The 20,055-nt window shown below is 37.4% G+C and carries 20 protein-coding genes and 1 tRNA gene; 8 read left to right on the top strand and 13 right to left on the bottom strand.

Translation table 11 applies throughout. From position 1 onward, the window contains the following. Positions 1–45: 45 nt before the first annotated feature. From LIV57_RS20885 to LIV57_RS20870, 4 genes are all read left to right on the top strand, one after another. Entirely contained in the window at positions 46–780 is a 735-nt protein-coding gene (locus LIV57_RS20885; protein WP_227944146.1) for a helix-turn-helix transcriptional regulator, read from the top strand. Between the two features lie 71 nt (positions 781–851). Continuing rightward, positions 852–1,409 carry a dihydrofolate reductase family protein gene (locus tag LIV57_RS20880; RefSeq protein ID WP_227944145.1) on the top strand — a complete coding sequence of 186 codons (558 nt, stop codon included), beginning with the start codon at positions 852–854 and terminating at the stop codon, positions 1,407–1,409. A gap of 58 nt (positions 1,410–1,467) precedes the next feature. Further along, on the top strand, positions 1,468–3,045 hold the full coding sequence (locus LIV57_RS20875) for a Na+/H+ antiporter (RefSeq protein WP_227944144.1): 1,578 nt from the start codon (positions 1,468–1,470) through the stop codon (positions 3,043–3,045). Between the two features lie 309 nt (positions 3,046–3,354). Beyond that, positions 3,355–4,038 carry a hypothetical protein gene (locus LIV57_RS20870; protein WP_227944143.1) on the top strand — a complete coding sequence of 228 codons (684 nt, stop codon included), beginning with the start codon at positions 3,355–3,357 and terminating at the stop codon, positions 4,036–4,038. 70 nt (positions 4,039–4,108) lie between these two features. Here the strand turns inward: LIV57_RS20870 and LIV57_RS20865 are convergent. Both LIV57_RS20865 and LIV57_RS20860 read right to left on the bottom strand, forming a co-directional pair. Continuing rightward, a tRNA-Leu gene (locus tag LIV57_RS20865) sits at positions 4,109–4,188 on the bottom strand. Between the two features lie 93 nt (positions 4,189–4,281). After that, positions 4,282–5,049 (bottom strand): MBL fold metallo-hydrolase, encoded by a 768-nt coding sequence (locus LIV57_RS20860; RefSeq protein WP_227944142.1) that lies wholly within the window; start codon positions 5,047–5,049, stop codon positions 4,282–4,284. 54 nt (positions 5,050–5,103) lie between these two features. On the opposite strand from LIV57_RS20860, the gene LIV57_RS20855 reads away from it, so the two are divergent. Then, the gene (locus LIV57_RS20855; protein WP_079240911.1) at positions 5,104–6,531 is read left to right on the top strand and encodes a nicotinate-nucleotide adenylyltransferase; all 1,428 of its coding nucleotides are present in this window, start codon (positions 5,104–5,106) and stop codon (positions 6,529–6,531) included. Positions 6,532–6,543: 12 nt separating this feature from the next. Next, positions 6,544–6,993: a GAF domain-containing protein gene (locus LIV57_RS20850; protein ID WP_227944141.1), complete on the top strand. Its 450-nt coding sequence runs from the start codon at positions 6,544–6,546 to the stop codon at positions 6,991–6,993. A 51-nt stretch (positions 6,994–7,044) separates the two neighbouring features. Here the strand turns inward: LIV57_RS20850 and LIV57_RS20845 are convergent, their stop codons facing one another. From LIV57_RS20845 to LIV57_RS20815, 7 genes are all read right to left on the bottom strand, one after another. After that, positions 7,045–7,512, bottom strand: a complete 468-nt coding sequence (locus tag LIV57_RS20845) for a cupin domain-containing protein (protein WP_227944140.1) — start codon at positions 7,510–7,512, stop codon at positions 7,045–7,047. 55 nt (positions 7,513–7,567) lie between these two features. Then, positions 7,568–8,308: an ABC transporter substrate-binding protein gene (locus tag LIV57_RS20840; protein ID WP_227944139.1), complete on the bottom strand. Its 741-nt coding sequence runs from the start codon at positions 8,306–8,308 to the stop codon at positions 7,568–7,570. A gap of 26 nt (positions 8,309–8,334) precedes the next feature. Then, complete coding sequence (mgtE, locus tag LIV57_RS20835; RefSeq protein ID WP_202839636.1) at positions 8,335–9,657, bottom strand: magnesium transporter; 1,323 nt, start codon at positions 9,655–9,657, stop codon at positions 8,335–8,337. A gap of 347 nt (positions 9,658–10,004) precedes the next feature. Next, positions 10,005–10,154, bottom strand: a complete 150-nt coding sequence (locus LIV57_RS20830; protein ID WP_158521347.1) for a bacteriocin-like protein — start codon at positions 10,152–10,154, stop codon at positions 10,005–10,007. Positions 10,155–10,304: 150 nt separating this feature from the next. Continuing rightward, positions 10,305–10,451 carry a bacteriocin-like protein gene (locus tag LIV57_RS20825; protein ID WP_171006356.1) on the bottom strand — a complete coding sequence of 49 codons (147 nt, stop codon included), beginning with the start codon at positions 10,449–10,451 and terminating at the stop codon, positions 10,305–10,307. Between the two features lie 34 nt (positions 10,452–10,485). After that, the gene (locus tag LIV57_RS20820) at positions 10,486–10,626 is read right to left on the bottom strand and encodes a bacteriocin-like protein (protein ID WP_171006355.1); all 141 of its coding nucleotides are present in this window, start codon (positions 10,624–10,626) and stop codon (positions 10,486–10,488) included. Between the two features lie 337 nt (positions 10,627–10,963). Further along, the gene (locus LIV57_RS20815) at positions 10,964–11,512 is read right to left on the bottom strand and encodes a pyruvate decarboxylase (protein ID WP_227944138.1); all 549 of its coding nucleotides are present in this window, start codon (positions 11,510–11,512) and stop codon (positions 10,964–10,966) included. Between the two features lie 173 nt (positions 11,513–11,685). Here LIV57_RS20815 and rpsO point away from each other — a divergent pair, with 173 nt between their 5' ends. Further along, on the top strand, positions 11,686–11,955 hold the full coding sequence (gene rpsO / locus LIV57_RS20810; protein WP_034692246.1) for a 30S ribosomal protein S15: 270 nt from the start codon (positions 11,686–11,688) through the stop codon (positions 11,953–11,955). A 300-nt stretch (positions 11,956–12,255) separates the two neighbouring features. Here rpsO and LIV57_RS20805 read toward each other — a convergent pair whose 3' ends face one another. Beyond that, positions 12,256–12,615, bottom strand: a complete 360-nt coding sequence (locus LIV57_RS20805) for a DUF4260 domain-containing protein (protein WP_227944137.1) — start codon at positions 12,613–12,615, stop codon at positions 12,256–12,258. A gap of 125 nt (positions 12,616–12,740) precedes the next feature. Continuing rightward, a complete protein-coding gene (locus LIV57_RS20800; RefSeq protein WP_114821480.1) occupies positions 12,741–14,162 on the bottom strand; it encodes a sugar MFS transporter in 1,422 nt (473 codons plus the stop codon). 439 nt (positions 14,163–14,601) lie between these two features. On the opposite strand from LIV57_RS20800, the gene LIV57_RS20795 reads away from it, so the two are divergent. Then, the gene (locus LIV57_RS20795; protein WP_227944136.1) at positions 14,602–16,857 is read left to right on the top strand and encodes a polyribonucleotide nucleotidyltransferase; all 2,256 of its coding nucleotides are present in this window, start codon (positions 14,602–14,604) and stop codon (positions 16,855–16,857) included. 316 nt (positions 16,858–17,173) lie between these two features. Here LIV57_RS20795 and LIV57_RS20790 read toward each other — a convergent pair whose 3' ends face one another. Both LIV57_RS20790 and LIV57_RS20785 read right to left on the bottom strand, forming a co-directional pair. After that, complete coding sequence (locus LIV57_RS20790) at positions 17,174–19,591, bottom strand: TonB-dependent receptor (protein ID WP_227944135.1); 2,418 nt, start codon at positions 19,589–19,591, stop codon at positions 17,174–17,176. Positions 19,592–19,597: 6 nt separating this feature from the next. Continuing rightward, a partial coding sequence (locus tag LIV57_RS20785) for a MarR family winged helix-turn-helix transcriptional regulator (protein ID WP_227944134.1) occupies positions 19,598–20,055 on the bottom strand: 458 nt, incomplete at its 5' end.

The raw sequence follows: 20,055 nt of genomic DNA, 5'->3' as shown, positions 1-20,055 counted from the left end.
TTATAAAAGCTGAATTTTATAGTAATAATAAATACAGTATAAACCATGCAGTACAAAAAAATAAAACCTTGTAAGGAATTAGAACCTTTTATTCATTTCTATTGGGAATTGAAAGAAAATCTGATAGAAAAACAATGGGAAAGGGTTTTCCCGGATGGCTGCGCAGGTGTACTCATTAATTTGGGAGATAAATGTTTAACGGATAACGGCCTGTTCTCAATGGAATCAGGAAAGACTTATGTGGTCGGTGCCATGAATTCTTTCAAGGACAGTTTTATTGACAGCGAAACCCATTTAGCAGGGGTATGTCTGAAACCTTCCACTTTTTCAAATTTTTACAGCTATGCCTCACAAAATGAATTGACAAATGCCACTGTTGAATTTGATAAGGCCCATTCCTTTAGTGTTGAGAAAACATCTGACAATCCTTTCCATTATTTTAACCAGTTCTTTTCCGATAGACTAAAAAACAAAAATATCCGGCTGCAGGAAGTTCTTAATCATATACATTCAACAAACGGAAAGATAAGTATTAACGAGCTGGCCAAAATAAATTGTACGACTGTAAGACAGCTGGAACGGAATTTTAAAAAACTAATCGGATTATCACCCAGGGAATATTCAAATATTATCCGGTTTCAGTATGCTCTGAGTCTGATTAAAAATTCAGATCAAAACCGGAGCTTATTGGAAATTGCGTTTGAATGCGGCTATTATGATCATTCACATCTTACCAATGAAATCAAACGAAATACGGGACTTGCACCTTCATTGCTTTAGTTTGTCGCATTTTTACAAAGTGCAGATCGTTGTGTAGAAGTAAATTTGCTGCTATATTAAAATCAAAATCAATGCGAAAACTATCACTTTTTATTGCTATGAGCTTAGATGGCTACATAGCTCAACCCAATGACGACCTGAGCTTTCTGAAAATAGTGGAAAAAGAAGGTGAGGATTACGGGTATGCAGACTTTACTGCCCAGATTGACACTGTAATTGTAGGTAGGAAAACCTATGATTATGTGGTGAAAGAAATCGGCCCGTCTCATTATGATAATGGACAACGGGATGTTTACGTAATCACAGGAACAACAAGGCCGAAAGAGGGCAGAACGACTTTCTATACAGGAGATATAACAGAATTGGTTAACCATTTAAAATCCAGGGAAGGAAAGAATATATATTGTGACGGTGGTGCTGAAGTAATCAATGAATTATTGAAGCATGATCTGATAGACGAATTTATTATTTCTGTGATTCCTGTCTTATTAGGCGGCGGAACAAAGCTTTTTAAAGATGACCGCCCCGAGCAGGCACTTGAATATATTACTGCAAAAACATTTGAAACCGGATTGATACAGCTGCATTATAATAGAAAAAAGAATAGTTTTCCGATAAAACTGCGATAAGTAAAATGGGTATGGCTTTTAAAAATTTAATATATATTTAAGTATCTAAATTTTTCCTATGCTTAAAGACTTTGAATTTTATCTGTTCCTGGTTTTCTTAATTACAATGCTTATCATGCTGGCTAATAAGATTAAAGTAGCATATCCGGTTTTGCTGGTATTGGCCGGACTTGTCATCAGTTTTATTCCCGGAGTGCCGCCCGTTAAAATAGAGCCTGAATTACTATTTATCATTTTTTTACCTCCTTTGCTATACGAAGCTGCGTGGTCCACCTCATGGAAAGAACTTTGGAGATGGCGCAGGATTATTTTCAGCTTTGCTTTTGTCGTTGTTTTCTTTACCGCATTGTCTGTAGCAGCTTTTGCCAATTATTTTATTCCCGGGTTTTCTCTGGCTCTTGGTTTTTTATTGGGCGGGATTGTTTCTCCACCTGATGCCGTAAGCGCCGGAGCAATTCTGAAATTTGTAAAGGTTCCGAAAAGGCTTTCTTCCATTCTGGAAGGGGAAAGTTTGCTGAATGATGCTTCTTCTCTGATTATTTTCAGGTTTGCTATGATTGCTGCTGCAACCGGACAGTTTGTGTGGCATGAAGCAGCCGGAAGTTTTGTATGGATGTGCTTCGGAGGTGTGGGAATCGGGCTTGCAATTGCATATATCTTTCTGAAAATACATAAGATGTTACCTACCGATTCAAATATAGATATTCTGCTGACTTTTATTGCTCCGTTTTCTATGTATCTGGCTGCAGAACAATTGCATGCATCAGGAGTCCTGGCAGTGGTAACCGGAGGACTGTTTCTTTCCTATCGGAGCCATGATTTTCTCAGCAGTGCATCCCGGATACGTACGGTAACAGTTTGGGAAAGTCTTTGCTTTCTGTTAAACGGGATTGTTTTTATGCTTATCGGGTTAGATTTACCGGAAATTGTTTCAGGCTTAGGCGACACGGATATTTATACAGCGATTGGCTATGGAATTGCAGTTACGATAGTCTTGATTATTGTCAGGATTTTAGCAGGATATGGAGCACTGGTTACTACCTTAATTATGAGAAATTTTATTACCGTTGCGGATCCACAGTCGCCAGGCTGGCAAACTCCCCTGATTATTGGATGGACGGGCATGCGGGGAGTAGTTTCCCTGGCGGCAGCACTTTCCATTCCTATGACTTTAGATGATGGATCTCCGTTTCCACAAAGAAATATGATCCTGTTTATTACATTTATTGTGATTCTGGTAACACTGCTTTTACAAGGACTTACGCTTCCTTTTTTACTTAAGAAATTTCCGCCGGTAGACCGTGATTTCGTAAGAAGTGCAAAAGAGATCGATTACGACATTCAGAACAGTCTGGCAAAAGTAGCGCTTGATAAAATCCGGAGCGACTATGCTGATAAAATAGACAGTTTTCCTGCATTGAAAGATCAGTTACAGAAATATGAAAACCAGTTGAGCAGTTCTGAAATTATTTTAAATTACGAAGAATACAGACATATTTATATTGACATTCTCGACACCCAAAGAAACTGGCTTATCCATAAAAACCGTGAGGAACTGTTACTGGATGAAAATATCATCAGAAAACATCTGAGACTATTGGACTTGCAGGAGGAAAGATTGAATATGAAAGGCTGATAGTATTCAAGTCACAATAAATGATCCTCACACTACATTATTTATTGTTGAAAAAATTCTCTCTGTTTTTCTTAATCAGCTATTTTTAGAGACTGAATTTTTCTGCCGGCAATTTCAAAATAATCAGATTATACTGAAAATAAAGATTAGATAATTCAAAAGTAGTAGAATTGTTTTTCTTTTTTATATTTTTTCTCTTTTGATTTTCAACCTGTTATTATGATGATGTATTTTTGATGTACTTGTGATTTTGAAGTGAAGACTGGTTTGGACATACTTTTGATCGGAATTATTTAAAATCCGATTTTTATGAAAAAAAAATTTTTATTATTAGCTATCTTATTTGCTTTTATAAAAGCATATTCACAAACTGGTATTAATACCTCTTCTCCTAGCGCAGCGCTTGATGTTGTCAGCAAAGGTAATTCTAGTGCAACCAAAGCCCTTGAGGTTAATGATAATACAAATAAAGAATTAATGCGAGTGGAAGATGACGGTGGAGTACGGCTTGAAAAATACAAAAATATTGGAGTATTAGGCACGGATTCCGACGGCTTTTTAACAGATGCAAGCAACCTGAATATACCTGCTATTTCTACGATAGGTTTGGTTAATACATCTGTTAATCAGGCAGCAAATACTGATTATACAGTTGCTTTTACGATCAATAAAAATAATGTAGCCAATATGACCTATAATAATGGTTCTTTTACCATAAATAAAGCAGGATATTATAATTTTTCAGTGTTTGTAAAATATGATACCTCCATGAACAACCCCTCAGGGGGGAGCGCTACCACATCGATTTTAAAAAACGGTTCTTCGTTTTCAGTTAATGTTTCGGGACATATGGATGGAACGCAATATTTAGGACATAACCTGGCAGGAACACAGTTTTTTAATGTTGGAGATGTTGTTACAGTTACAGCAAGTTATACCAGAGTTTTTAGAATAACTCAGGGATCAGTTACTATTGTATATTATGGTGCTTAATGCAATATTTCATTGAGTATAATATTTAAATAAAAACCTCTGAAAATCAAATGATTTTAGAGGTTTTTTGTACCCAGGACCGGGATCGAACCGGTACTCCTAAGAACTGGTGTTTGAGACCAGCGCGTCTACCAATTCCGCCACCTGGGCTTGATGTTGATTTCAAACGTGATGTTTGTTTCAAATTGGTGTGCAAATATAGGAACTTTTTTCAATGTTCAAAAGCTTTTTGAAGAATTTTTTTTAAAAATTAAGTTCCAGACCATCGTAGGCAAGGTATATTCCGGCCGGAAGCTCCTTATCTTCAATATCATGCAGTCCCATATGATGGCTGATGTGGGTTAAAAATAATTTTTTAGGTTTTAGCTCTTCAAATAATTTAATCACATCCGGAAGGATAAAATGGGCAGGATGGGGATCAAATTTTCTGATGCAGTTTAAGATCAGGACATCAAGATCCTTCAGTTTTTGCTTTTCCGTTTCAGAAATAAAGCCGGCATCCGTAATATAGGCAAGCTTTTTAAACTTATATCCGAAAACGGTAATTTTATAATGAATCACCTCTACAGGAGTGATTTCTGTGTCCAATACCTGAAAAGGTTTATTTTCTATTTCGTGCAGCTCAAAAGCAGGTGCTCCGGGATATCTTACATCTGCAAAAGCGTAAGGAAACCTGTTTTTTATCTCATGAGCCACCCTTGAATAGCAGTACAACGGAACATCTTTTCCACTTTTAAATATCAGGGGCCGCATATCATCCAATCCGATAACGTGGTCATTATGTTCATGGGTAATCAGCGCAATGTCTACGGTATGTTCATGGTTGGTAAGCATTTGCTGTCTGAAATCCGGTCCGCAGTCGATCAGTATTTTTTTATTTTCCTCCGTGGTAACCATCACGGAAGAACGTAAACGTTTGTCTTTGGGATTTTCTGAAGTACACACTTCACATGTACAGCCTATAACGGGTACACCTTGAGAAGTACCGGTTCCTAAAAATTTCAACTTCATTTTGTTTTGAGGTTGGTTTAATTTTGGTAAATTTACAAAAAATTTCATGTCCTAATGTATCAGAAACTAACTCCTAAACAAAAAGCATTAACAATTAATCTAGATCCTACTATTTATGGTACTTTCGCAGAAATTGGAGCAGGGCAGGAGACTGTTCGCCACTTTTTTAGAGCAGGGGGAGCTTCCGGTACGATTGCTAAGGCAATGTCTGCTTATGACAAAGATTTTAGTGATGCCATCTACGGAAAAGAAGTAAAAAACAGGTACGTTACCCAGAACAGGCTTCGCAAAATGCTTCGATATGAGGTGGCTTTGATTGAAGAAAGAATTTCAAGAGATAATAATCCGGATAGAAAATTCTTTTCTTATGCCAACACGGTAACGACCATCAATTTTGACAAAACTGTAAAAGGCCACGGCTGGGTAGGGATCCGTTTTCAGACTAAAGAAAATGAAGATTACAACGAAATTGTAATCCATGTCAAATTCAAAGAAAATGATGCTACTCTTCAGCAGGAAACTTTGGGGAACCTGGGCGTGAATCTTATTTTCGGAGCCTTCCATTATTTTGACAATCCAAGAACTTTGGTAGAATCTCTTTACGATGATATTGCTAAAGATAATCTGGAAATTGATATGATCGACTTCAGCGGACCTGCTTTTGCCTATGTTGATAACAGACTGATGTCTCTTCAATTGGTAAAGAATGGAATGACCGATGCGGTGATTTTCAATTCTCAGGGAAGCAACATGCTACCGGCAGATGTATTGTACAAGAAAAATATTTTCGCGGTAAGAGGTAGTTTCAGGCCGGTAACGAAAGTGAACATTGACATGCTTAAAAACGGGATGGATATGTTCTTCAAAGATGCTACCTGTACTCATGAAGAAACAGAAGTTCTTATTGAAATCACCATTTCCAATCTGAGAGCAGACGGAGATATTGATGAAAGGGATTTCCTGGATAGAGTAGATATTCTTGGAAAACTAGGTTACACCGTTATTATTTCAAACTTCTCTGAATATTACAGACTGATTGATTACTTCGCATCGTATACAAGCGGAGATATCGGAGTAGCGATGGGGGTAAATAATATGCTGATGGTATTCGACGAGAAATATTATAAAAATCTTTCAGGAGGAATTCTTGAAGCATTCGGTAAGTTTTTCAGAAATGGAATGAGAGTATATCTGTATCCTTACAAAGATCCGGAAACTCATCAGCTGTTGGATTCTTCCAACCTGAAGGTAGAAGAAAATCTGAAAGAATTATACAAATACTTCAAACACAACAACCGTATCGTAGATATTACCAATTATAATCCTGAGTTTTTGGAAATTTATTCCAGAGAAATATTGAGAAAAATTGCATGTTGTGTGAAAGGCTGGGAAACTCAGGTTCCGGAAGGCGTAGCAGAAATGATTAAAGAGCGTGGAATGTTCGGATATAAAGAAGAGCTTTCCCTAAAACAATTCTCTTAAAATATAAATACAATGTCAGAATTAAAGAAAAGACTTTCCTCGATTCTTGAAAGTCCTAAGCATAATACAGAAGAAAAACTTGAAAAAGTATGCCACCTGTTGGATCAGGAAATTCCTTATTTCAACTGGACAGGGTTCTATTTCAAAAACGGAGATAAGGATGAATTGATTTTAGGCCCTTATGTAGGAGCACCTACAGATCATACAATTATTCCTTACGGTAAAGGAATCTGCGGTCAGGTTGCCGTTTCCAATGAAACATTTGTTGTTCCTGATGTGCATGAGGAAAGCAATTATTTAAGCTGCTCCATTGATACCAAAGCAGAAATTGTAGTTCCTATTTTTAAGGATGGAATAAATATTGGTCAGATCGATATTGATTCTCATACAATCGATCCTTTCACGCAGGAAGACCGCGAATTATTAGAATGGCTTTGTAATGAAGTTTCTAAGATTTTGTAATCAAAACTTACTATAAAAAATAAAGACTCCGGCTATATCAGCCGGAGTTTTTTATGGATTGTTGGTGGTAATCACAAACATAATTAAAGGCTCATCTCCCGTATTTTCAATAGAATGATATCCTACAGAACTGATCGCTGTAATATCGCCTTTTTGAAGTACTTTCTTACGTATGGGCCCATCGGTTCCGGTTCTTTCACGATATTCTCCGGTTCCGTGCACCACAACGTACAGCTCCTGTTCATTTCTTTGGTTGTGTGTATGAAATCCGGATTCATCCCCTTTATTCAATAAAACCATATAGGCAGCCAGACGATTGTTGGCTAATTCTTTCTGATCGAACATTTGTATCATATACACAGTTCCGCTTCCTCCATACATGTTTTCACGTTTTTCCAGTCGTGTAATGGTTCTTTCCTCTTTTTCAAACGCCATTACATACAAATGAATATATTTTGAAACTTCCTGTATTACATGATCAAATTCTGCTCCTTCAGATAATATAATTGTACCGGACATATAAAGTTCAATGTTTAAAGTTTAAAGTTTTGGGTTTAAAGTTGATGGTGAAAAATTAGCTTTGCTGCATGAGGTGAATTTCGGCCAGCAATTCTTTGAAATAATTTTCACATTTCGCAATATGGGTTCCATACCAGGAAAAAGCTTCACCATCTACAATCATAATCTTTTTATCCGGGTAGAAAACCTGCAGTTCTTCAATATGTTTTTCTTTAAACGGAAAAGGTTCAGATGAAAGCATAATGACATCGGCTTCTGCCAGATCTTCAGTAGTGATCTGGGGATAACGGGTTTTATCCTTAAAAATATTTTCAAAACCAATTTCAGATAAAATCCTGTGAATAAAAGTATCTGATCCAATAGTCATATAAGGATTCTTCCAGATGAGATAAGCCGTTTTTACGGGAACATCCAGTTTTGCCTGATTCAGAACATCATAAATTTTAAGATTGAAAAGCTGCGCTCTGTCTTCCTTTCCAAAAAGTTTTCCGAGGTTTTTAAGCAGGTAATAATTATCCTCAATGGTATCAATATTGGTGACCATTACCTTGTGCTCATCCATCAGGGCTTCCACCTGATCTTTTACATTCTCTTCCTTATTGGCAATAATAAGATCCGGCTGTAATGCTTTAATTTTTTCAATATTAATATTCTTAGTTCCGCCGATTATGGGTACATTTTTTATTTTATCCTGAGGATGGATACAGAATTTTGTTCTTCCTACCACTTCATTTTCAGTCAGTCCAAGGTCAAATAAAGCCTCAGTAATAGAAGGTACAAGTGAAACGATTTTCATATTGGCATGTTAGATGATGCCTAAAATTACAAAAGTTTTCCGGTTAAGAAAAGTCCGGCTACGGTAAAATAGATAATAAGTCCTGTAACATCCACCAGCGTTGCTACAAACGGAGCAGAAGAAGTGGCGGGGTCAAGATTTAATTTCTTTAAAACAAACGGGATCATAGAACCTGATAATGTTCCCCACAAAACAATGGCAATCAGGGAGACTGAAACACTTAATCCTACATATACCCAATACTGGCCGTAATCAAAAAGACCAATTTGCTGCCAGAGCATGATTCGTATAAACCCAATAATTCCCAAGATGGCTCCAAGACATAATCCGGAGATAATTTCCTTTTTCATGACATACCACCAATCCTTCAGATTGATTTCCTGAAGAGCCATAGCACGGATAATCAGGGTGGCTGCCTGGGATCCTGAGTTTCCTCCACTGGAAATAATCAGTGGTACAAATAGAGCAAGAACAACGGCTTTTTCTATTTCCTTGTCAAAATATCCCATTGCAGAGGCAGTCAGCATTTCCGAAACAAACAGAATGATCAGCCAGGTGGCTCTTTTCTTGATCATCTCAGTCCATGAAGTCTGGGTGTAGGGAAGATCCAATGCTTCCAATCCCCCAAATTTCTGGATATCTTCCGTATTCTGCTGTTCAATCTGATCGAGAATGTCATCAATAGTCACAATTCCTACCAGAACACCGGCTTCTGTAATAATAGGAAGAGCACCACGGTCATACTTTTCGAAGTAGGTTACGGCATCCTCTTTGGAAGTTGTCGTTGTAATGGCTACAAAATGGTTGTCTGTGATATCAGAAACCAGAGTGTCTTCCTCTTCCAGCAGTAAAGTTCCGATGGCAAGGTCATCAATCAGGCGGTTTCTTTCGTCTACCACATACAGGTAGTTCATGGTTTCCACTCTTTTTCCTACCTTTTTGATCTGCTGAAGACATCTTTTTACCGTCCATTCCTTACGGATCTGGATATAATAGGGTGTCATCAGACGGGCAATCGAATCCGAGTTGTAGCCAAGAAGCTTTAAGGCAATCCTTCTTTCCTGCGGATTAAGATGGTTGATGGAATACTTGATCAGCTCATCCGGGAAATCCTCGAAAAGGGCCGTTCTGTCATCCGGAGTCATAGCATTCAGGATTTCAGAAACTTCATCGCTTCCGATACTTCTGATGGTTTCCTCCTGGAAATCAGGATCAAGGTGTGAAAATACTTCTGCTTTGTATTCTTTCGGAACCTTCAGAAACGCGAGCAGCCTCTCATCAGCAGGAAGTTCGCTGAGAGTTTCGGCAATATCGGCAGGGTTGAAGATAAGTTCGTCTCTAGAATTCAAAACGTGAAATTTTTTGGATATGCAAAAATAATTCAAATTTTTAAGACTGAGCAATAAACTGACAAAATTAAGGATTAATTAAAGTTTATGGCTTCAGGATAAGAGCAAAAAAAACACCCGCCGAAGCGGATGTGCAAAAATTAAATTTTAAATTCCAATATTCTTTACATTGGTTCGCATTCTGAGGTGGGAATGTAGATGCAGACAGCATTTGTACAGCATTGGTATGGTCCGCAATCTGAATTGTCACCACACTTTTTTATTCCGCTGCCTTTAATATTTTTTTGCTCCAGCCTGTTCAGCCTCTTAAGATTTGAATTCTTCATGGTGATCAAATATAGTTAAGATTAAGGCTCTATCGGACAGTCATGATCAAGACATTCTCCATTGCAGCAATATCCCACAGAACATGGTCTTGTTATACTGCATCTGAACGGTCCTATGCCGCCATTAATTTGTTTCGCAGCCTCTCTGCTGAGTTTTTTTAGATTTTTCATAGCGTTATAGTTTAGATTTAATGTAAGACTAAAATAGTAAATATTTCTATATTATTCATTTGCAGGTGAAAATATTTTAGTATGAATCAAAAATTTATTGATATCTTAAATAAAAACACCTACGAATGCAGGTGTCTGTAATGATCATATTTACTCCAGAGGACATGGATCGATAACACAGGTGTTGTGGCAACATGATCCGCCCGGACATTCATAATGTTCTGTACATCTTTTGAAAGGTCCGCTGCCTTTAATTTCCTTTTGCACTTGTCTGCTGAGTTTTTTTAGATTTTTCATGAGATTTGATTTTTAAATGATTTAGTTTTATCTTTTATTCAATACAGATGAAGGGGGAACAGATTCCGAAACAGCACCATCCGACAGTACAAGGATTGGTTTCACTGCATCTTTCCATAGATCCTCCATTAATCTGTTTTGCTTTTTCTCTGCTGAGTTTCTTTAGATTTTTCATAATATTTTGGTTTTAATGTTGGTCTAAAATAGTAAAAAATATTTAATAAATCCTTATTTTGTGAAAATATTTAATTGTTAATCAGTTGTTTATAGTGTGTTTTAAATAAAAAGCACCTGTTCGTAAGAGATAACAAGTGCTTTATTTTATGTGAAAATATTTATAATGCAGGGCAGGGGAAATACAAATGAAAATATAAGAATGAATGATAAATGATAAACTTGTCCGGTAAGCCTAAGAATCTTCCTGACAAAATTCACCATTGACCTGCGAAGCAAAATTGACCATTGATGATTAAAGGCTGTATATTCCAACCTTAAACCTTAAACCTTGAATCTTAAAGTTCCGCTTCGGTCGGTTTCAGCTTTCTCAGTTTTTTGATGATTCCTTTTATGGCACCTTCAGTACCTATTTTGACAGAATTGGTTGTGGATCCCAGAAGGCGCATGTTTTTCCGGTAGGTATCGTGATCGCTTTCGGTGACAAGATTACCGTCAGCACCAAAAAGTTTCATACTCACCACCACCTGATTGGAGAAAACATACTTTCCCAATCCAACTTTGAAATACCTCACTTTAGAAACAATGGCAAAATCTGCATCATTGTTGAGACAGTAATCTACGATAGTCTGTTTATCAATGCTGTCATAGGGAACCTGAACTTCTGCACGGAGCATTTTATTTTTTCTGCCGCTGAAATTGTCGGTTACGGCATCGAAGAAAGCGTTATTGGTAGGGTCTTTTATTTCGTCAATATCAGGCTCTACCTCGGGATTGAAGTAAAGAACTTTTTTTATTTTATCATCGGCATTTTTCTGGGCTTTTACCGTTGTAAACCCGATGAATAAAAAAGTAGTAACCGCTGTAAAGAATATAATTTTTTTCATTTGTAATTCGAATGCAAAATTACTGCCTTTTCGTTGGATGACATACAAATTATTAAGAAATTTTTAACATTTTTTTCTATCAAATTTGATATATGAAATCAATAATGTTTGCAGAATCAAAAAATAGTCGTAATTTTGCACCCGTTACATAATAATCATTAAACAATATTGGAATGTACTTAACAACAGACAAAAAGCAGGAAATTTTCGCAAAACACGGGAAATCTGCACAAGACACAGGAAGTGCTGAAGGACAAATCGCTCTTTTCACTTTCAGAATCAATCACTTATCTCAACACCTAAAGGCTAACCGTCACGATTTCAACACAGAGAGATCTCTAGTGAAATTGGTAGGTAAGAGAAAAAGTTTATTAGATTACCTTAAAAACAAAGATATCGCAAGATATAGAGCAATTATTGCTGAACTAGGTTTAAGAAAATAATCTATAAAGATTTTCAAAATAAAAAAGCAACTTCGAAAGAGGTTGCTTTTTTGTTTTTACACAACAAAGGATTTTTACCGCAAAAGCCACAAAAAGTTTCTTACGGAGTGACAAACTGTATGGATAGACCAATACGCCAATTGTGTCATTCTGTAGGAATCCAGCCTTTATTATCTTGAAAAAAATACTGAAGATGACTACAAATGTAACAGATATCCCAACTGAAGGTACGATAATTCCCCTCCCTCGGAGGGGTGGCGAGAATTCAAAGAATTTTTGACGGGGTGGTTTTCAACATCACTATTCAGCCTTCTTTCCAATCTTCCCGAGATGCGTATTCTGAAAGCTATCGGGATATTTCAATCCATAACCCAGAATCCTGTCAAACGCAGAGTGAGAAAACAAAATAGCTCCTATCATTTGTAAATAGGGCAGAGACAAGGCTGTTCCCGCAAAATAAACAATGACAGCTACTCCAAAATGATGGAAGAGATTGTAGAAGAAAGCGCCCGTTTTGTTATTAACAGTGTATCCCAGCATAGAAATATCCGGTGTAAGAAAAAGTCCGGCGAACCACCACCAGGAATATCCTGTTTGTGCAAAGGCATAGATTCCTAACAGGAGAAATGCAGCGTATTCAAGCTTTAACTGTATTTTCATAATGTATTGTACTGATCTTTAAAATAAGTCAATTTTTTCATATGAAAGTTACATTTTAGGATTGGAAAAAGAAGCGGAATACCTTTGAGATATTCCGCCTTATACATTTTGATTTGAATTTGATTTTAATGCCCTGATTTGGCTTCTGTAGTTTCTACATGACCTAAATATTTGGTACAGTACGCTCCGAATATCAGAATAACAAGATAGCAGAATACAGGAATAATAAATGAATGCTGTACTCCAAACTGATCTGCAAGATATCCCTGGAAAATAGGAACAATAGCGCCTCCCAGAATAGCCATTACCACTAATGAAGATCCCTGACTGGTATATTTACCCAATCCTGAAATAGCCAGAGTATAAATATTCGAGAACATAATAGAGTTGAAAATTCCGATTCCTAAAATACTGTACATCGCCAGCTCACCATGATTTACCATTGCAGAAATTAACAACGCAACATTGATGGCTGCGAAGATGGATAATGTTCTTGCCGGAGCTGCTTTACCCACGAAAAAGGCAATGAAGTTAAGAATGATGAATACAATGAAAAAGCTGATCTGACTGAAAGTAAGATTCACAATACTGAAGATCACAAGGAAAACAGCCGCCGCCGCTCCCAGCATATACAGAGCCTTTTTGCTTTGGCTTATGGATTGATTTAAAGAAATGGCTCCCAAAAAACGGCCAATCATCGCTCCTCCCCAATATAGGGAAAGATAATTTTTACTGATGATTTCATTAAAACCCATAATCTGTGGCTGCTCAAGGAAACTGATGATAAAACTTCCTACGGCAACTTCTCCGCCTACATAGCAGAACATAGCGAATACGCCGAATTTCAGGTGACTGAATTCAAGAGCTCCCCAACCTTTTACGATTTCTTCTTCTCCCATCTGGAATGAAGGAAGCTTCACTCTGGAAATCAATAAAGCAACCAGTAAAAGAATCCCCGCAAAAATAAGGTAAGGAATTCTCGTTGCTACTGCGCTGAAAGATCCGTCGGGAGATGAGAAAAATTCAAAAATAAGGTGACCTCCAAGTACCGGTGCAATGGTAGTTCCGAATGCATTGAATGCCTGCGTCATATTCAGACGGCTGGAAGCAGATTCTTCACTTCCTAATAACGAAACATAGGCATTGGCAGTAATCTGAAGTACCGTAAAGCCCAACCCTAAAATAAACAAAGCACCCAGAAACAATGGATAATATGAGAACGTAGCTGCCGGATAAAACAGAACGCAGCCGAATGCGGCTAGAAAAATTCCGAACAGGATTCCCTTTTTATACCCTAATTTATTGATGGGATCTCCTTTCGTGATGGAAATCATAAAATAAATCAGCGATCCGATAAAGTAAGCCCCGAAGAAACAGAACTGTACCAGCATGGATTCGAAAAAGGTAAGATTGAAAAGTTGTTTCAGATACGGGATCAGGATATCATTCATACAGGTGATGAATCCCCACATAAAAAACAGCAGGGTAATGGTAATCAACGGAACCGTATAATTCCTGCTTTGAGATTGTACTTCTTTATTAATCATAAACATTTATTTATCTGGATAAGGATAGTTCCTTAACTTTTTTAGCCTACAGCATTGTAATTGGTGAAGTAGGGCAAATATAGGGATCAGCCTATTGGTTTGCAATAATTTTAATCATTTTTAAAATGAAATAAATACTTTTTTTCAGATCAATATGTTATTTTCATTTTTTGAGACAATAATACAAAAACGACGGGATTTTTCAATACATTATCCTCAAAAAAACACTTTTTTATTTTCGTAAATGGTGTATAAGTTCAGATTACTAATGCAAATTTTCAGTCTTTCATCAATTGATAGCCAATTTTTTGTATTTTAAACGCCTATTAAAGCAATCGAAAAATTTAATATATCATTATTATATAGTACCTTTGCAAACGAAAATTTAAAGAGTTTAAATATTAATCATACTCAATACGGAGTATAAAGAAGCAAATTTATGAGTATACCTCAAGCGTTTACAGAAACGATTACCCTTGCAGACGGCAGGGAAATCACTATTGAAACGGGGAAGCTGGCTAAGCAGGCTGACGGATCTGTAGTGGTGAAATGTGGCGGAACAATGCTTTTAGCAACTGTTGTAGCCAATAAAGAAGCCAATCCTGGTGTAGACTTTTTACCATTAACGGTAGATTACAGAGAAAAATTCTACGCAGGTGGAAGAATTCCTGGAAATTTCTTCCGTAGAGAAGCAAAACCATCTGATGATGAAGTACTTACAATGAGATTGGTGGATAGAGTATTACGTCCTCTTTTCCCTGAAGATTTCCACGCGGAAGTACAGGTAATGATTTCATTGATTTCTTACGATAAAGAAGTAATGCCTGAAGCATTGGCAGGTTTGGCAGCTTCTGCAGCTATTGCAATTACAGATATCCCTTTCAACGGGCCAATGTCTGAAGCAAGAGTAGTAAGAATTGACGGACAATTGTCTGTGAATCCAAGCTATGAAAATTTATTAAAATCAGATATCGACATTATGGTGGGAGCTACTAAAGACTCCATCGTAATGGTAGAAGGAGAAATGAAGGAGATCTCTGAGCAGGAAATGCTTGAAGCCATCAACTTCGCTCACGCTGAGATCAGAAAACAGATTGAAGCTCAGGAGAGATTAGCTGAAAAAGTAGGAAAATCTTTCCCTAAAAGAGAATACAGCCACGAAGATCACGACGAGGAAATTCGTGAAAAAGTATGGAAAGAGTGCTATGATAAAGTATATGAAGTAGCAAAAACTCCATCAAATAAAGAAGAAAGAGGAGAAAAATTTAAAGCGGTTCTTGAAGAGTTTTTAGCACAATATGCTGAAGACGAAGAGGAATTGGCAAGAGTAACTCCATTCGTTAAAGTATATTACCATGACGTAGAGAAAGAAGCAATGCGTCAGATGATCCTTGAAGACAATATCCGTCTTGATGGTCGTGATCCTCAGACGATCCGTCCGATCTGGTCAGAAATTGATTACCTTCCGGGAGCTCACGGTTCTGCGATCTTTACAAGAGGAGAAACTCAGTCTCTGACTGCGGTAACTCTGGGTTCTGTAAAAGATGCGAACATGATCGACAGCGTAATCACGCAGCACGACGAAAGATTCTTCTTACACTATAACTTCCCTCCATTCTCTACAGGTGAAGCAAGACCTTTAAGAGGTACTTCAAGAAGAGAAGTAGGACACGGAAACTTAGCTCAAAGAGCATTAACAGCAGTAATTCCGCAAGAAAATCCATATACAATCAGAATTGTTTCCGATATCTTAGAATCTAACGGTTCTTCTTCAATGGCAACAGTTTGTGCAGGTACATTAGCATTGATGGATGCAGGGGTTCAGATCACAAAACCTGTTTCAGGGATTGCAATGGGTCTGATCACCGATACAAAATCAGGTAAATTTACCGTACTTTCTGATATCTTGGGAGATGAAGATCACCTTGGAGATATGGACTTCAAAGTAACAGGTACTGCAGACGGTATCACAGCTTGTCAGATGGATATCAAAATCCAGGGACTTTCTATGGATATCATGGAGAAAGCTTTGATGCAGGCTAAAGACGGAAGATTACACATCCTTAATAAAATCACGGAAACGATTTCCCAGCCAAGAGCAGATGTGAAGCCTCACGCTCCGAAAATGGTGGTTATGGAGATTCCAAAAGATTTCATTGGAGCTGTAATCGGGCCTGGTGGAAAAATTATTCAACAATTACAGAAAGATACAGATACGGTTATTGCTATCGAAGAGATGGGAGAAATCGGACGTATCGAAATTGCAGGAACAGACAGAGAAAAAATCAATGCTGCTATTGCTAAGATCAATGAAATTACTTTCGTACCGGTTGTAGGCGAAGTTTACAAAGGTAAAGTAGTGAAAGTAATGGACTTTGGTGCATTCGTAGCGATCGCTAAAGGAACAGAAGGACTTCTTCACATTTCTGAAATTGAATGGGCTCGTCTGGACAAAGTTCCTTATGCAGAAGGTGATGAGGTAGAAGTGAAGTTCATGGGTTATGATGATCGTAAGAAAATGAAACTTTCCCGTAAAGTTCTTTTACCAAGACCTCCAAGACCGGAAGGACAAGGTAGACCTGAAGGGCAGAGAAGACCGGAAGGACAAAGAAGACCGGAAGGACAGAAACCACAAGGTGAAAAGCCACAAAGCGAAAAACCCGTGGAAAACCAAACTCCATCTAACGAAGCTTAATAAGATTCATTCTTAAACATAAAAAATCCCTCAATTTGAGGGATTTTTGCTTTTTATACCATAAGTTATAAGTTGGAAAACGCAAAGGCGCAAAGTAATTTTAATTTAATATTGATTAGGGCGCAAGAAAATCGAAGATTTTCAGTAAGCATATTGTTTTATTTTTTGCATTTGCTTTGCCTGCCCAATCGTGAGAGACTAAAATACAGGTACAGTTATTTGGTGCTCAATTTTATCGAAGATAAAATCTTTGCGTCTTAAAGACAGTATTTTATTTCTCCTTCTTGGCGTCTTTGCGTTTTCCAACTTCTTACAATTAATTTCCCACTCTCTGCTTCAGATCCTCAGCACCGCCTGTTTTTCTGGGCTGTCCGTTTTTGGAAGAACCAAAATTGTAAGTATAGGAGAGGGTTGCCACACGGGTATCTCTTTTCACCGCGAAGTTTTCTAAATAATCATTATACACCGTTTGCCCTTTGATATTGCTGGTAAAGAAGACATCTGTGAAGGAAAGCTTCAGAACACTGTTGTTTTTAAACTTCTTCTGCGCTCCGATATTCAGATACCAGTTCGGGCTCACATTCAGATAAGCATAGATTTCTCTGGCTTTGTAATTTCCTGTAAGTTCAGCAGTGAAACCATTTCCCAGCTTAAAGGAATTAATACTGTTGATGCTGAATGTAAAATTCCCTTTATTATTGATCTGGGTTCCGGAGACATTTCCTGTGTAGGAGCCATAATAGAAATTAGCACTGTTATTCATATCCCACCATTGGGTCACCTTTACCGGAGCAATCAGGTTTAATCCGAAATAAGAAGCAGAATTCAGGTTTTCAATGGTCTGTACGGTTACTATTTGCCCGTTTTCTATGACAGGTTTTAGGATGTCTGTAATGTTGTCAGAATTCCTGCTGTAACTTAAAGTGGCAAAATATTTATTACTCAGACTATAGGTTAATTCATAATTCATCGTGATTTGAGGGTTCAGATCAGGATTTCCGGCTTTCATTGTAGTAGGATCAAGATAGAATTTGAAAGGATTCAGCTGGTTGTAGCTTGGTCTTGTAATTCTTCTGCTGAGATTGATTTCAAGGTTGCTTTTATCTGTCAGATCATAACTCAGAACAGCGCTTGGAAACAGCTGGGTATAATTTCTTTTATTGATTTGATTGGTGGTAATCTGAGTTCCTTTTACATTGGTGTTTTCAACTCTTAAACCTGCTGTAGCTTTGAATTTTTTCCATTTTTTGGACACATTTCCGTACACTGCATTGATGTTTTCTTCATAAATAAAATGATTGGTTTTTCCAAGATCCGGAACAGGAACACCTGAACTGGCGTTGAAGAATTTCAGGTCATTATCTGTCTTTACAAAACTCGTTTTCACTCCGCTTTCCAGTTTCCAGTCGTTGCTGAAATTTTTTGTAAGATCAGATTTTAAAGAATAGATATTCAGTTTTCCGTCCATGTCACCTTTAATAATGTCAAGGTTGTCTGTACCGCTGGAAATATCATGCGTTTTTGTATCAAAGCTCTGCAAAGATGAGTTGGCGTAGTTGATATAGTCAAAATCGGTAGAAATATCAGAACCCAGCGAATCAATCGTATATTTATGATTAAGGTTGAATGAAACATTGGTCCAGCGGTCATTCGATCTGTTGACTGTTGTGAATGTACTTTCCGGAAGGTAGTTGCTGCCCAGTGTGACGTTGGAATTGTCCCCGTTGATGTTGAATTTGTTGGAAACAAGTCCCACAGAGAATCCAAGCACATTCTTGTCGTTCAGATAATAATCCATTCCTGCTTTGGCTACATGGCTGTTGAATTTGAATTTCAGATAATTATCCTGTACATAGGCTTTCCTAAAGGTATTGGCTTCATAGAAATTTCTGTCGAGAACCAATCCGTTGTAAGCTTCCCTGTACGCAAAGCTGTAATTTCCGAAAATATTGATGTTTTTATTCCTGTGGTTGATGCTGAAACTGTTGTTGTTTTTTACATATTTACCCGATCCCAGAGAGCTTGAAATAGTTCCGTTAGTTCCTTTTCTCTGTTCCTTTTTAAGTTTAATATTAATGATGGCAGATCCTGCTGCATCATATTTTGAAGAAGGATTGGTGATGAACTCTATCTTTTCAATGGTGGAAGAGGGGATTCCCTTCAGATAATTGGCAAGATCAGTTCCCGTCATGGGAGTATTTTTACCATCGATTTGGATCAGAAGGTTTCCTTTTCCGCGAAGACTGATATTGTCGTTATTGTCAATATTCACTCCCGGAGCCTTTTCCAGGACTTCAAAAGCAGAATTTCCGGTACTTGCAATACTGTTTTCGACGTTCATGATCATTTTTCCATCCTGTCTTTCAATGAGAGGCTTGGTTTTGGTGATCGTTACTCCTTCAATCGATTTTACATTCAGGTCAATGGGATTGAGGGTCTTATTTTCGGTTAATGAAATATTTTCTGAGTGATAAACCTCAGTACCGTTTTTATTGATTTTTACCTGATAAGTTCCTTCTTTTAAATCATTAAAGTTGAACTTACCATTGTTATCAGCAATTTCTGTTTTGATCAATTTCTGATCGGCGTCAAAGAGATTGATCTCCATCTGCTCTGCTTTGTCGGATTTTATGTTTCCTGACAAAGTCAAACTCTGCATTGCCTGCTGGGCAGAGATCCTGCTGTTGAACAGCATCAGCATACAGACAATAATAAGTGAGAATATTCTGGTCATAGCGTTTTACTTTTTAGGGTTGAGACAGTTTTCTGAAATTTTCAGTAAAGCAGAATACATCACTTCCAGTTCTTCATTGCTGATGCTCTTTAAAGCTGTTTTTCGGTTCTTTTCTACGATATTCTGAACCTCTTTAATCACTTTTACCCCTGAATCTGTCACTTCCAGCTGGGTTTTTCTTCGGTCTTCAGGATGAACTTTTCTGATGATGTATTCGGATTTTACCATTAAATCAATCATTCTCGTGACAGAAGCATTGTCCTTAAAAACCAGATCACCAATTTCATTCTGGGTAATTCCCGGGTTTTCCAGAATCGCTTTGATGATAAGCCATTGATCAATAGTGATCGTGTAACCATGCGCTTTCAGCTGGCGTTGAGCATAGTTTCTGTAAGATCTGATCGCTTTGTCTATGTTGTAGAATATGATTGAATTTAACTTTTCCATATTTTCAGATTTAAAAT

Source organism: Chryseobacterium sp. X308, from assembly GCF_020733145.1.
In the GTDB taxonomy this organism is placed as follows: domain Bacteria; phylum Bacteroidota; class Bacteroidia; order Flavobacteriales; family Weeksellaceae; genus Chryseobacterium; species Chryseobacterium cupriresistens.
Note: the sequence above shows the minus strand (reverse complement) of the source record. Positions and strands in the feature narration are given on the sequence as shown.

Excerpts from the sequence above, each read along its gene's own strand:
- LIV57_RS20825 (WP_171006356.1), bottom strand. The coding sequence starts at position 10,451 with ATGAAAAATCTAAAAAAACTCAGCAGACAAGTGCAAAAGGAAATTAAA.
- LIV57_RS20875 (WP_227944144.1), top strand. The coding sequence starts at position 1,468 with ATGCTTAAAGACTTTGAATTTTATCTGTTCCTGGTTTTCTTAATTACA.
- LIV57_RS20850 (WP_227944141.1), top strand. The coding sequence starts at position 6,544 with ATGTCAGAATTAAAGAAAAGACTTTCCTCGATTCTTGAAAGTCCTAAG.
- LIV57_RS20870 (WP_227944143.1), top strand. The coding sequence starts at position 3,355 with ATGAAAAAAAAATTTTTATTATTAGCTATCTTATTTGCTTTTATAAAA.
- LIV57_RS20795 (WP_227944136.1), top strand. The coding sequence starts at position 14,602 with ATGAGTATACCTCAAGCGTTTACAGAAACGATTACCCTTGCAGACGGC.
- LIV57_RS20805 (WP_227944137.1), bottom strand. The coding sequence starts at position 12,615 with ATGAAAATACAGTTAAAGCTTGAATACGCTGCATTTCTCCTGTTAGGA.
- LIV57_RS20880 (WP_227944145.1), top strand. The coding sequence starts at position 852 with ATGCGAAAACTATCACTTTTTATTGCTATGAGCTTAGATGGCTACATA.
- LIV57_RS20860 (WP_227944142.1), bottom strand. The coding sequence starts at position 5,049 with ATGAAGTTGAAATTTTTAGGAACCGGTACTTCTCAAGGTGTACCCGTT.
- LIV57_RS20800 (WP_114821480.1), bottom strand. The coding sequence starts at position 14,162 with ATGATTAATAAAGAAGTACAATCTCAAAGCAGGAATTATACGGTTCCG.
- LIV57_RS20845 (WP_227944140.1), bottom strand. The coding sequence starts at position 7,512 with ATGTCCGGTACAATTATATTATCTGAAGGAGCAGAATTTGATCATGTA.
- LIV57_RS20830 (WP_158521347.1), bottom strand. The coding sequence starts at position 10,154 with ATGAAAAATCTAAAAAAACTCAGCAGAGAGGCTGCGAAACAAATTAAT.
- LIV57_RS20885 (WP_227944146.1), top strand. The coding sequence starts at position 46 with ATGCAGTACAAAAAAATAAAACCTTGTAAGGAATTAGAACCTTTTATT.
- LIV57_RS20840 (WP_227944139.1), bottom strand. The coding sequence starts at position 8,308 with ATGAAAATCGTTTCACTTGTACCTTCTATTACTGAGGCTTTATTTGAC.
- LIV57_RS20855 (WP_079240911.1), top strand. The coding sequence starts at position 5,104 with ATGTATCAGAAACTAACTCCTAAACAAAAAGCATTAACAATTAATCTA.
- LIV57_RS20790 (WP_227944135.1), bottom strand. The coding sequence starts at position 19,591 with ATGACCAGAATATTCTCACTTATTATTGTCTGTATGCTGATGCTGTTC.
- LIV57_RS20820 (WP_171006355.1), bottom strand. The coding sequence starts at position 10,626 with ATGAAAAATCTAAAGAAACTCAGCAGAGAAAAAGCAAAACAGATTAAT.
- LIV57_RS20815 (WP_227944138.1), bottom strand. The coding sequence starts at position 11,512 with ATGAAAAAAATTATATTCTTTACAGCGGTTACTACTTTTTTATTCATC.
- rpsO (WP_034692246.1), top strand. The coding sequence starts at position 11,686 with ATGTACTTAACAACAGACAAAAAGCAGGAAATTTTCGCAAAACACGGG.